Origin of the sequence: Pseudomonas sp. 58 R 3 (assembly GCF_900006605.1) — a bacterium.
Lineage (GTDB): Bacteria > Pseudomonadota > Gammaproteobacteria > Pseudomonadales > Pseudomonadaceae > Aquipseudomonas > Aquipseudomonas salomonii.
The window spans coordinates 658,700-670,798 of the sequence record NZ_CVTT01000038.1 but is presented as its reverse complement, the minus strand read 5'-3'; the positions used below and the strand labels follow the sequence as shown (position 1 = coordinate 670,798).

Below are 12,099 nucleotides of genomic sequence, written 5' to 3'. Positions count from 1 at the left end.
ATATAAGGCTCAACGCCGCGCACATTAACCCTTGGTCGCGTCGTAGGCCAGTCTTGCCTTTACTACAGGAACTGCAAACTGGCATTACACTGCTGACACGCACCTTCGCAGGCGGGGCCATTATGCGGCATGTGGTTTTGTGTTTAATGATGATTTTTTCGTTCTCGGTGCATGCCAATGAGGCGGCCCGGCTCAAACAGGCTGGCTTCCCGGCGCAGTCTCATGAACTGGCGCTGAAAAACCAGGCGGTGCTGGTGTATCTCTGGGCGGATGTGTACGCAGCCGCGCTGTACGCTCCAGCGGATATCAGCGCCAGACAGGCCTGGGACCAGCGAAAGGCCGTGCGCCTGGCGCTGTATTACTTTCGCGACATCGACCGCAATGATGTGATCAAGGCCGCTACGGCCACCCTCGAACGCCAGCAATCCGCTGCAACCCTCGCCCGCCTGAAACCAGAGCTGGACCAACTGCACGCCAGTTTCCGCAACATCCGCACGGGCGATCGGTATGCCCTGGATTTTCGCCCTGGGCGTGGGCTGGACCTGGAGATCAATGCGCAGGTGGTGTTCAGCAGTGGCGATGATGAATTGGCGAAAGCCTACCTCGGTATCTGGCTGGCGCCCAAAGGCCTGTCGGACAGCCTGCGCAACGCCCTCCTGAATTAATCACAAATCCACTGTGGGAGCGGGCTTGCTCGCGAATGCGGTGTATCAGTGACTCATTAGTTGACTGACACACCGCATTCGCGAGCAAGCCCGCTCCCACATTTGATTCTCGCTGCCTTTGGTACTTGTGGCATTTAGTCAGCTTGCTATCAATTTTTATTGCCGGTAGTGGCCAATACACATATGGTTACAAAACTGCAGCCAGGACGAATGATGACCAGGGATCACTAATAAGACAGCCAAGATGAGTGCATGACATGTCCACCACAACGGGCAAAGGCAAGGCGATTTTTCGCGTTGTCAGCGGCAACTTCCTCGAGATGTTCGACTTTATGGTCTATGGCTTCTACGCCACGGCCATTGCCAAAACCTTCTTCCCCAGCGACAGCGCCTTCGCCTCGCTGATGTTGTCCCTGGCGACCTTCGGCGCCGGCTTCCTGATGCGGCCCTTGGGCGCAATCTTCCTCGGCGCCTATATCGACCGCCACGGCCGTAAAAAGGGTCTGGTCATCACCCTGGCCTTGATGGCTGCGGGCACCATCCTGATTGCCTGTGTGCCTGGCTACGCCACCCTGGGCGTTGCGGCGCCGTTGCTGGTGCTGTTTGGCCGCTTGCTGCAAGGTTTCTCCGCCGGCGTCGAGCTGGGCGGTGTGTCGGTGTACCTGGCGGAAATCGCCACGCCGGGCCGCAAAGGCTTTTTTGTCAGTTGGCAGTCCGCCAGCCAACAGGCTGCGGTGGTGTTCGCCGGTTTGCTCGGCGTGGGCCTCAACCACTGGCTCAGCCCCGAAGATATGGGCGACTGGGGCTGGCGCGTGCCGTTCCTGATCGGCTGCCTGATCGTGCCGGTGATCTTCGTGATTCGCCGTTCGCTGGAAGAAACCCCTGAGTTCCAGGCGCGTAAACACCGCCCTACCCTGCAGGAAATCGTGCGTTCGATCGGCCAGAACTTCGGCATTGTCATTGCCGGCATGGCGCTGGTGGTGATGACCACCGTGTCGTTCTACCTGATCACCGCCTACACCCCGACCTTCGGCAAGGCCGAACTGCACCTGTCCGACTTCGATGCGTTGCTGGTGACGGTGTGCGTGGGCATTTCCAACTTTATCTGGCTGCCGGTGATGGGCGCGGTGTCCGACAAGATCGGGCGCAAACCCTTACTGCTCGCGGCGACGATTCTGGCGATTCTTACGGCGTATCCGGCGCTGTCGTGGCTGGTGGCAAACCCGAGCTTCACTCACCTGCTGATTGTGCTGTTGTGGTTGTCGTTCCTGTATGGCTCGTACAACGGGGCGATGGTGGTGGCGCTTACCGAGATCATGCCGATTGAAGTGCGCACCACCGGATTTTCGCTGGCTTACAGCCTGGCGACGGCGACCTTTGGTGGGTTTACGCCGGCGGCCTGTACTTATCTGATCCATGTGCTGGATAACAAGGCGGCACCGGGGATTTGGCTGAGTGGCGCGGCGGTGCTGGGGTTGATTGCGACGCTGGTGCTGTTTAAAGGCAATCGGCATGAATTGCGGACGGCGCAGGCTTCGGTGGTTGGCGGCGCCTGATAGACCGCTATCGCAGGCAAGCCAGCGCCCACATTTGAAGGTGTTCACATATCAAAACTGTGGGAGCCGGGCTTGCACGCGATGAGGCCCTGACATTCACCACAAAACCAACAGACACAAAAAAGCCCCGAACCAGTCGGGGCTTTTTCATTTAGCGCAAAGGCTTAGCGCGGGAACGCAGGCGGGTTAACCCCAGCCATGTCTTCCATCACACGAACCACCTGGCAGCTGTAGCCGAACTCGTTGTCGTACCACACGTACAGTACAACGCGGTTGTCTTGGCTAATGGTCGCTTCAGCGTCCACCACACCGGCGTGGCGCGAGCCAACGAAGTCAGTGGAAACCACTTCCTGCGAGTTAACGAAGTCGATCTGCTTATGCAGGTCGGAGTGCAGCGCCATGTAGCGCAGGTACTCGTTCATCTCTTCACGGGTGGCGGCTTTCTCAAGGTTGAGGTTGAGAATGGCCATCGACACGTTCGGCGTCGGTACGCGGATCGCGTTACCGGTCAGCTTGCCGGCCAGCTCAGGCAGGGCCTTGGCAGCAGCAGTGGCGGCACCGGTCTCGGTGATCACCATGTTCAGCGCGGCGCTACGGCCACGGCGATCGCCTTTGTGGAAGTTGTCGATCAGGTTCTGGTCGTTGGTGTACGAGTGAACCGTTTCAACGTGACCGTTAACGATGCCGAACTTGTCATTCACAGCCTTCAGCACCGGCACGATGGCGTTGGTGGTGCAGGAAGCGGCGGACACGATCTTGTCGTCAGCGGTGATTTCACCGTGGTTGATACCGTGCACGATGTTCTTGAGCTTGCCCTTGCCAGGCGCAGTCAGCACAACGCGATCGATACCCGGGCAGGCCAGGTGCTGGCCCAGGCCTTCGGCATCACGCCATACACCGGTGTTGTCCACCAGCAGCGCGTCTTTAATGCCGTACTGGGTGTAATCCACCTCGGCCGGGTTCTTCGCGTAGATCACCTGGATCAGGTTACCGTTGGCGGTGATGGTGTTGTTTTCTTCATCGATGACGATGGTGCCGTTGAACGGGCCGTGTACCGAGTCGCGGCGCAAGAGGCTTGCGCGCTTGGTCAGGTCGTTCTCGGCACCTTTGCGCACCACGATGGCCCGCAGGCGCAGGCCGTCGCCGCCACCGGTTTTTTCGATCAGGATGCGCGCCAGCAGGCGGCCGATACGACCGAAGCCGTACAACACCACGTCGGTGCCTTTGCGGGCTGCGGCGTTTTGCTGGCCAACCACATCGGCCATTTCTTCACGCACGAACTGCTCGGCGCTGCGGCCGGCACCTTCCTTGCGGAACTTGTAAGCCAACTTGCCCAGGTCTACCGAAGCCGCGCCGAGCTTGAGCTCGCTCATGGCTTTGAGCAGTGGGAATGTTTCGTGGACGGAGAGTTCGCTGTCGTCGGCGGAACGGTGACGCGCAAAGCGGTGCGCTTTGAGAATCGCGATGACAGACTGGTTGATCAGGCTGCGGCCATAGATCGAGCTCACCACATTGTTATTGCGGTACAGCTGACCGATAAGCGGAATCATCGCTTCAGCGAGTGCTTCACGGTCGATCCATTCACCAAGACACTGGTCGGGCTTCTGAGTCACGGGAACCTTCCACATGTAGGGGCAGAAAAAAGGGGCTACATTATGTCGTCCGACTGCCCGTTGAGCAATGCGCCGAGCACAACAAAAAGCCCTTGCAAAAAAATACCACCCCGCTACAAGCCAGGGAACACGCGGGTTTCAGCAGAGCGCCCATGCCGCGATTGTGCCAACTTGTCCGTAACCCTCCGAAACATCCACGCAAAATGGCACTACATATTGAGTCAAAACCCGCCATTGTTTGTCTTAGCCACTACATTTCCTGCAAACCGTAATAGGCTCAGTCAGCAACTGACAGGCGGCACCTTGGACCGCTACAATTACCGACTTTGTCGCAACGCTTGGAGCTCAACCTTCCGTGCCCGTTCTGCGTCTACCGCTTCTCCCTGCCGCGGCAGGTAAACAGCACTGGGGCAACCTGCCCGGTGCCGCCCTGAGCCTGGCCATTGCCGAGGCTGCCAGCGCAGCCAAGCGCTTTACCCTGCTGCTTACCGCCGACAGCCAAAGCGCCGAGCGGCTGGAGCAGGAGCTGAGCTTCTTCGCCCCCGATTTGCCGGTGCTGCATTTCCCCGACTGGGAAACCCTGCCCTACGACCTGTTCTCGCCGCACCAGGACATCATCTCCCAGCGCATCGCCAGCCTCTACCGCCTGCCGGAACTGGCCCACGGCGTGCTGGTGGTGCCGATCACCACCGCCCTGCACCGCCTGGCGCCGACCAAGTTTCTGCTCGGCAGCAGCCTGGTGCTGGATGTCGGCCAGAAGCTCGATGTGGAGCAGATGCGCACGCGCCTGGAAGCCAGCGGTTACCGTTGCGTCGACACCGTGTACGAACACGGCGAGTTTGCGGTGCGGGGTGCGTTGATCGACCTGTTCCCGATGGGCAGCAAACTGCCGTACCGCATCGACCTGTTCGATGACGAAATCGAGACGCTGCGCACCTTCGACCCGGACAACCAGCGCTCCATCGACAAAGTCGAGTCGATCAAGCTGCTGCCGGCGCGGGAATTCCCGCTGCAAAAAGACGCGGTCACGCGCTTCAAGGCGCGCTTTCGCGAACGCTTCGACGTCGACTTCCGCCGCTGCCCGATCTTTCAGGATCTAAGCAGCGGGATTACCCCGGCCGGTATCGAGTACTACCTGCCGCTGTTCTTCGATGAAACCTCCACCCTGTTCGATTACCTGCCCGCAGACACCCAGGTGTTCTCGCTGCCGGGCATCGAGCAGGCGGCGGAAAACTTCTGGAACGATGTGCGCAACCGCTACGAAGAGCGCCGCGTCGACCCGTCGCGGCCTTTATTGCCGCCCGCCGAATTGTTCCTGCCGGTGGAAGACTGCTTCGCCCGCCTGAAAAACTGGCCGCGCGTGGTTGCCAGCCAGCAGGACGTGGACGCCGGCAGTGGCCGCGAGCGCTTCCCGGCGAGCACCTTGCCGGACCTGGCAATTCAGGCCAAAGCCACCCAGCCACTGGAAGCGCTGTCGAATTTCATTGGCGACTTCCCAGGCCGTGTGCTGTTTACCGCCGAATCCGCCGGCCGTCGCGAAGTGCTGCTGGAGCTGCTGGAACGCTTGAAGCTGCGCCCGAAAACCGTCGACAGCTGGCCGGATTTCGTCGCCAGCAAAGAGCGCCTGGCCATCACCATCGCACCGCTGGACGAAGGCTTGCTGCTGGACGACCCGGCGCTGGCACTCATCGCCGAGAGCCCGCTGTTCGGTCAGCGCGTGATGCAGCGCCGTCGCCGTGAAAAACGCGCCGACGCCAACAACGACGCGGTGATCAAGAACCTCACCGAACTGCGCGAAGGCGCGCCCGTGGTGCATATCGACCATGGCGTGGGCCGCTACCTGGGTTTGCAGACCCTGGAGATCGACAACCAGGCCGCCGAATTCCTCACCATGGAATACGCCGAAGGCGCCAAGCTTTACGTGCCGGTGGCCAGCCTGCACCTGATCGCACGCTACACCGGCAGCGACGACGCGCTGGCGCCGTTGCACCGCCTGGGCTCCGAGACCTGGCAGAAAGCCAAGCGCAAAGCCGCCGAACAGGTGCGCGACGTGGCGGCCGAGTTGCTCGACATCTATGCCCGCCGTGCCGCCCGTGAAGGCTATGCGTTCGCCGACCCGAAAGCCGACTACGCCACCTTCAGCGCCGGTTTTGCCTTCGAAGAAACCCCGGACCAGCAAACCACCATCGAAGCGGTGCGCGCCGATATGCTGGCGCCCAAGCCGATGGACCGCCTGGTATGCGGCGACGTGGGCTTCGGCAAAACCGAAGTGGCCATGCGCGCGGCCTTTATTGCCGTGCACGGTGGCAAGCAAGTAGCGATTCTGGTGCCGACCACCCTGCTCGCCCAGCAGCACTACAACAGCTTCCGCGACCGCTTTGCCGACTGGCCGGTGACGGTGGAAGTGATGAGCCGCTTCAAATCCGCCAAGGAAGTGAACGCCGCCATCGCCGATCTGGCCGAGGGCAAGATCGATATCGTGATCGGCACCCACAAGCTGCTGTCGGACGATGTGAAGATCAAGAACCTGGGCCTGGTGATCATCGACGAAGAGCACCGCTTTGGTGTGCGGCAAAAAGAACAGCTCAAGGCCCTGCGCAGCGAAGTCGACATTCTGACGCTCACCGCGACGCCGATCCCACGCACGCTGAACATGGCCGTGTCGGGCATGCGCGACCTGTCGATCATTGCCACCCCACCCGCACGGCGGTTGTCGGTGCGCACCTTTGTGATGGAGCAGAACAAAAGCACGGTCAAGGAAGCCTTGTTGCGTGAACTGCTGCGCGGCGGGCAGGTTTACTACCTGCACAACGACGTGAAGACCATCGAGAAATGCGCTGCCGACCTCGCCGAACTGGTGCCGGAAGCCCGTATCGCCATCGGCCACGGGCAGATGCGCGAGCGTGAACTCGAACAAGTCATGAGCGACTTCTACCACAAGCGCTTCAACGTGCTGATCGCCTCGACCATCATCGAGACCGGCATCGACGTGCCGAGCGCCAACACCATCATCATCGAGCGCGCCGACAAGTTCGGCCTGGCGCAATTGCACCAGTTGCGTGGCCGTGTGGGTCGCAGTCACCACCAGGCCTATGCCTACCTGCTGACACCGCCGCGCCAACAGATCACCTCCGATGCCGAAAAGCGCCTGGAAGCGATCGCCAATACCCAGGACCTCGGTGCCGGTTTTGTACTGGCCACCAACGACCTGGAAATCCGTGGCGCCGGCGAACTGCTCGGCGACGGCCAGAGCGGGCAGATCCAGGCGGTGGGTTTCACGCTGTATATGGAGATGCTCGAACGCGCGGTAAAAGCCATCCGCAAGGGCGAACAACCGAACCTCGACCAACCCTTGGGCGGCGGCCCGGAAATCAACCTGCGTTTGCCGGCGTTGATTCCCGAAGACTACCTGCCCGACGTGCATGCGCGGCTGATCCTGTACAAACGCATCGCCTCGGCCACCGACGAAGAAGGCCTCAAGGACTTGCAAGTCGAGATGATCGACCGCTTCGGCCTGCTGCCCGAACCAACCAAGAACCTGGTGCGCCTGACGCTGCTGAAATTGCAGGCCGAACAGCTGGGCATCAAGAAGGTCGACGCCGGGCCGCAGGGTGGGCGCATCGAGTTCGAGGCGCAAACGCCGGTGGACCCATTGGTGCTGATCAAACTGATTCAGGGCCAACCCAACCGCTACAAGTTCGAAGGGGCTACGCTGTTCAAATTCATGGTGCCGATGGAGCGTGCCGAAGAACGCTTTAATACCCTGGAGGCGCTGTTTGAGCGCCTCATCCCGAAATCTGCTTGAAGGACGCCCCCATGCGCCTGTTCCGCATTCTGAGCTTCATGTTGGTGGTGGTCGCACCTTCGGCGTTTGCCGACAGCCCGTACCTGGTTGAAATGATCCTGGTGCGCCAGAACGCCGAACCGGTGATCAACAGCCGCGCCGCGCCGGAAAACTGGGATGCCGGCGCTGCGCGGTTGCCGACCGACAAGCTGAGCCCACCGCGGCTGGGCAACATCGTCGACAAGCTGAGTGCGGACAACAGTTACACCGTATTGCTGCACCGCGCCTGGGATCAGAACCTGGGCGAGCAACCGGTGAAGCTGGCCATTACCGATGGCCAGGAGCAGTTCGGCCAGTTCCCCATCGAAGGCACGCTGAACCTGCAGTTGGGGCGCTTTACCGATATCGACGCGGATTTCTGGATCAACCGGTTCGACGCCAACGGCAGCGTGATTGCCAGCGAACACTTGAGCCAGCAAGACGTGCGCACCAAGAACAACCAGCTCAATTACCTGGATGGCGGCCACTTGGCGCTGCTGATCAAGATCACGTCGCTGACCGCCAAACCACCCAGTGCGCCACCGCCCGACATTCAGGACTGATCCAGCGCCATGCCCCTGACGTCGTCGTTGACCAAACCCCTGGCCCCTTCGTGGGCCAATCGCTTTAAAGAGCAAAGCCTTGAGCGCGGGCGGCGCTACGCCCTGGAAAACCGCGTGCGCATCGTCGAGTCCGGCGACAGCACCATCATCGCCAGCTGCGAAGGCTCGGGCGGCAATGTTTACCGACAAACCATCTCGCTGCGCGAATCGGCCAAGGGCACGCTGATCCTGGTGGACAGCCGCTGCACCTGCCCGGTACACACCAACTGCAAACACATCGCGGCCGTGCTGCTCAAGGTCCAGGAAACCCTGGCTTACCCGGCCGCTGCGCAAGATGCCGAACTGTTGGAAAGACTCCAGGCCGTGCTGGATAACCGCGTGGTGCTGCCACAAGTGGTTATGGAAGAGGTGCGGCCGGTGCCGCGCCTGTGGCTGGCCAGCGTGGAGTTCAGCGCGTTTGAACCGCGTAATGGCAAGATGCAGCGCTATATCCAGCACCGTGCGGCGCTGTCGTTCAATTACCTGGGCAACTATGTCAGCGGGCAGAAAAACGCCGACATCATCGTGCGCCAGGAAACCCAGAGCCTGCGCATCAAGCGCCATCCGGAGCTGGAGCAACCCTATCGCGAACAACTGCGCCTGCTCGGCTTCAAGATCGCCACGCGCCAGAGCAAGGCGTTGCCGGAGAGTGCCGGCGAGCTGTTCGAACTGGTCAATGACAGTGCGTGGCTGAACTTCACGCTCAACGCCTCGCCGACCTTGCGCGCCGAGGGTTGGGAGCTGCAAATAGAAGAAGATTTCGGTTTCGACCTCAGTGCCGTCGATGACTGGTACGCCACCGTCGATGAAGGCCCGGAACGCGACTGGTTCGACCTGGAGCTGGGGATTATCGTCAATGGCGAGCGCCTGAGCCTGTTGCCGATTTTGCTCAACTTGATGCGTTCCCACACCGAAATCCTCAACCCGGAGAAACTCGCCCGGCGCCGTGACGACGAGCTGATCCTGGTGAATATTCCCGGCCTGCCCAACGGCCACGGCCCACTGCAAGTGGCGTTGCCCTACGGCCGACTCAAGCCGGTGCTGGCCACCCTTGGCGAGTTTTACCTACAGGAAACCGGCACCACCAGCTTGCGCCTGGCCAAAGCCGACGCCATTCGCCTGAACCCGCTGGAAGACCTGCCGCTGCAGTGGGAAGGCGGCGAGAAGATCCGCAACTTCGCCCAGCGCCTGCGCGACATCAAGGACTTCACCTGCGTGGCGCCCGAAGGCCTGAACGCGACCTTGCGCCCGTACCAACTGGAAGGCTTGAGTTGGATGCAGTCGTTGCGCCAGCTCGATGTGGGCGGGATTCTTGCCGATGACATGGGCCTGGGCAAAACCCTGCAGACCCTGGCGCATATTCTCAGCGAAAAAGCCGCCGGGCGCCTCGACCGGCCTTGCATGGTGGTGATGCCCACCAGCCTGATTCCCAACTGGCTGGATGAGGCGGCGCACTTCACGCCGCAACTGCGGGTGCAGGCGCTATACGGCGCGGGTCGCAAGAAACATTTCGCCAACCTGCAGGACTATGACCTGCTGCTGACCACCTACGCGCTGCTGCCCAAAGACATCGACACCCTCGCCGCCCAGCCCTTGCACGTGCTGATCCTCGATGAAGCCCAGTACATCAAGAACCCCAACAGCAAGGCTGCCCAGGCCGCGCGCGAGCTCAATGCGCGCCAGCGCCTGTGCCTGAGCGGCACGCCGCTGGAAAACCACCTGGGCGAGCTGTGGTCGCTGTTCCACTTCCTGCTGCCGGGCTGGCTGGGAGACGTCAAAAGCTTCAACCGCGATTACCGCGTGCCCATCGAAAAGCGCGCCAGTGAGGTGCGCTTGCAGCACCTCAACGGGCGGATAAAACCCTTCCTGCTGCGCCGCACCAAAGAGCAGGTGGCCACCGAGCTGCCGCCCAAGACCGAGATCATCCACTGGGTCGACCTCAACGAGGCCCAGCGCGACGTGTACGAAACCATGCGCCTGGCCATGGACAAGAAGGTGCGCGACGAAATCACCCGCAAGGGCGTGGCGCGCAGCCAGATCATCATTCTTGAGGCGCTGCTCAAACTGCGCCAGGTGTGCTGCGACCTGCGCCTGGTCAACGACGCCACCCTGCCCGCCCGTGGCAGCAGCTCGGGCAAACTCGACAGCCTGCTGGAGATGCTCGAAGAGCTGTTTGCCGAAGGGCGGCGGATATTGTTGTTCTCGCAGTTCACCTCGATGCTGAGCCTGATCGAAGCCGAGCTGAAAAAACGCGGCGTGCCCTACGCATTACTCACCGGCCAGACCCGCGACCGGCGCACGCCGGTGAAGGATTTCCAGAGCGGCAAACTGCAGATTTTTCTGATCAGCCTGAAGGCCGGCGGCGTCGGTTTGAACCTGACCGAGGCCGACACGGTGATCCACTATGACCCGTGGTGGAACCCGGCGACGGAAAACCAGGCGACCGACCGTGCGTACCGCATCGGGCAGGAGAAGCCGGTGTTCGTGTACAAGATGATCGCGCGAGGCACGGTGGAGGAGAAAATCCAGCACCTGCAGAAGGAAAAGTCTGACCTGGCGGCGGGTGTGCTGGATGGGCGCACGACCGGGGATTGGCAGTTGGGTAATGAGGACATTGAGGCGTTGTTTGCGCCATTGCCCCATAAGCAAGAGAAGCGTTGACGGTTAGATCGCTATCGCAGGCAAGCCAGCTCCCCCCCTTGAACGTATTCACACATCAAAGGTAGGAGCTGGCTTGCCTGCGATGGCAGCGACGCGATATTCAGTCGATCAACTGAGCATCGCGCAGCGCCGTGAGCGCAGTCAGCCAACGCGGATCCTGCTTGTACTCCGTCGAAGCAATCGCCTGCCCACGCATCCGCGCAATCCGCGCCGATGGCGCGACCTTCATGCGCTGCGCCGCCGTGAGTGCCAGCTCCGCAGCCGCCCGGTCATTGCAGACCAAGCCCATATCACAACCGGCCGTCAGCGCCGCTTCAATTCGACTGGCCGCATCACCGACCACATGCGCCCCCGCCATGGACAGGTCATCGCTGAAAATCACCCCGTCAAATTGCAGCTCGCCGCGCAGAATGTCCTGCAACCAGCGACGCGAGAAACCGGCGGGTTGGGCGTCCACTTGCGGGTAAATAACGTGAGCCGGCATCACCGCCGCCAATTGCTTGCTCAGGCGTGCGAAAGGCACCAGGTCGTTCGCGCGAATCTGTTCCAGGCTGCGTTCGTCATTGGGAATCGCGACGTGGGAATCCGCCTCGGCCCAGCCATGGCCCGGGAAGTGTTTGCCGGTGGCCGCCATGCCGGCGCTGTTCATACCGCGAATGAAGGCACCCGCGAGCACGGCAGCGCGCTCCGGGTCGCCTTCGAAGGAACGGGTGCCGACCACGGCGCTGCGTTGGTAGTCGAGGTCGAGCACCGGGGCGAAGCTCAGGTCAAGGCCGACCGCCAGCACTTCAGTGGCCATGATCCAGCCGCACTGCTCGGCCAGGTATTCGGCATTCGGCTTATCCGCCAGCAGACGCATGGCCGGCAGGCGTACAAAACCCTGACGCAGGCGCTGCACACGACCGCCTTCCTGATCGACCGCCAGCAGCAGGTCGGGGCGCACCGCGCGAATCGCCGCGCTCAGCTCGCGCACCTGGCGTGGATGCTCGATATTGCGCGCAAAAATGATCAACCCGCCCACTTCAGGCTGGCGCAACAACTGGCGATCCTCGGCCGTCAGCCAAGTGCCGGCCACATCGACCATTAACGAACCTTGCAGGGCAGCAGTCATAAACCTTCCTTAAATAACGCACACAACCCGTTGCCCTCACCTGGCGCGGAAAGCGCGGTGAGCACAAC

General features: G+C 61.4%; 7 protein-coding genes. 5 read left to right on the top strand and 2 right to left on the bottom strand.

Annotated elements, in window-relative coordinates; all coding sequences use genetic code 11:
- Nucleotides 1-122: 122 nt before the first annotated feature.
- Nucleotides 123-665: a chalcone isomerase family protein gene (locus BFP92_RS08885; protein ID WP_065929187.1), complete on the top strand. Its 543-nt coding sequence runs from the start codon at nucleotides 123-125 to the stop codon at nucleotides 663-665.
- A 257-nt stretch (nucleotides 666-922) separates the two neighbouring features.
- Entirely contained in the window at nucleotides 923-2,221 is a 1,299-nt protein-coding gene (locus BFP92_RS08880) for an MFS transporter (protein ID WP_065929186.1), read from the top strand.
- 164 nt (nucleotides 2,222-2,385) lie between these two features.
- On the opposite strand, the gene BFP92_RS08875 is transcribed toward BFP92_RS08880, so the two are convergent.
- Entirely contained in the window at nucleotides 2,386-3,849 is a 1,464-nt protein-coding gene (locus BFP92_RS08875; protein WP_065929185.1) for a glyceraldehyde-3-phosphate dehydrogenase, read from the bottom strand.
- 340 nt (nucleotides 3,850-4,189) lie between these two features.
- Here BFP92_RS08875 and mfd point away from each other — a divergent pair, with 340 nt between their 5' ends.
- From mfd to BFP92_RS08860, 3 genes are read left to right on the top strand one after another with little or no spacing between them, the layout of a single operon-like run.
- Nucleotides 4,190-7,639 (top strand): transcription-repair coupling factor, encoded by a 3,450-nt coding sequence (gene mfd, locus BFP92_RS08870; RefSeq protein ID WP_065929184.1) that lies wholly within the window; start codon nucleotides 4,190-4,192, stop codon nucleotides 7,637-7,639.
- Between the two features lie 11 nt (nucleotides 7,640-7,650).
- Nucleotides 7,651-8,220, top strand: coding sequence for a CsiV family protein (locus BFP92_RS08865; protein WP_065929183.1), 570 nt, complete (start codon nucleotides 7,651-7,653; stop codon nucleotides 8,218-8,220).
- A gap of 9 nt (nucleotides 8,221-8,229) precedes the next feature.
- Nucleotides 8,230-10,920 (top strand): DEAD/DEAH box helicase, encoded by a 2,691-nt coding sequence (locus tag BFP92_RS08860; RefSeq protein WP_065929182.1) that lies wholly within the window; start codon nucleotides 8,230-8,232, stop codon nucleotides 10,918-10,920.
- Between the two features lie 100 nt (nucleotides 10,921-11,020).
- Here the strand turns inward: BFP92_RS08860 and nagZ are convergent, their stop codons facing one another.
- Nucleotides 11,021-12,031: a beta-N-acetylhexosaminidase gene (nagZ, locus tag BFP92_RS08855; RefSeq protein ID WP_065929181.1), complete on the bottom strand. Its 1,011-nt coding sequence runs from the start codon at nucleotides 12,029-12,031 to the stop codon at nucleotides 11,021-11,023.
- Between the last annotated feature and the right edge of the window lie 68 nt (nucleotides 12,032-12,099).